The following is a 926-nucleotide window of genomic DNA, read 5'->3' as shown; positions in this document are numbered from 1 at the left end:
TGCGCGCGCAGCGCGGCGAGCCCCTCCTGCGCGGTCGGCGCGGTGCGGACGCGGTAGCCGGCGGCTTTGAGCACCGGGGCCAGCATGTTGCGGAAGAAGGCGCTGTCGTCGACCAGCAGCACCGACTGCGAGTGCATCGACGGCTTCATCTCCTTGCGGGTGAACCAGTCGGCAAACGCCATCGGCAGGAAGTGGCCGACGTCGATCACCTCGGTGGCCTGGCCCTTGATCACGGCCGAGCCCAGAATGCCGGCGCTGCTTCCGCCGACCTCGATGTTGAGGCGCTCCTCGACGATGTCGATGATCTCGTCGACGACGAGGCCCATGGAGCGGCCGTCATCGGCGAACACCAGGATCGGCTGGGCGCCCTGGGATGCGATGGTGACACCCTCCATGGCGACCAGCGGCATCAGCTGCTCGCGGTACTGCACCATGTAGCGGCCGTTAGAGAACTCGATCTTGTCGGCGGGCAGCTCCTCCAGGCGCGTGACGAGGCCGAGCGGCACGGCCTTGGGCTGGCTGGAGCCGGCGCGGAACACCAGCAGCGAGGTGGTCTGCTCGCCGCTTCCGATGTGATGGGCGGCATTCTCGTCGGTCATGTCATGGGCCGAGGAGCCGGAGGCGCCGAGTGCCTTGGCAATGCCGTTGGGGTCGATGATCATGATCACCGCGCCATCGCCCAAAATCGTGTTGCCGGAGAACATGTCGATGTGGCGCAGCTTGGTCGACATCGGCTTGACCACGATTTCTTCGGTGTGGAACACGCCGTCGACCACGATGCCGAAGGTCTGGCTGCCGACCTGGGTGACCACGATGAAGCCGTTCTCGGGATCGCTGGCGGCGCCGTCGTCGATCTTCAAAAGCTTCTTCAGGTGGATCAGCGGCAACAGCTTGTTGCGCAGCCTTAAGACCGCGGTGTCCTTGAT

At 65.3% G+C, this 926-nt stretch carries 1 protein-coding gene; it reads right to left on the bottom strand.

Features of this window, described 5'->3' with window-relative positions:
- A partial coding sequence (locus SO139_RS46265) for a chemotaxis protein CheW (RefSeq protein WP_498542164.1) occupies nucleotides 1–926 on the bottom strand: 926 nt, incomplete at both ends.

The sequence above is a fragment of the Bradyrhizobium sp. UFLA05-89 genome, from assembly GCF_059803475.1.
This window is presented reverse-complemented; position numbering and strand designations above follow the sequence as displayed.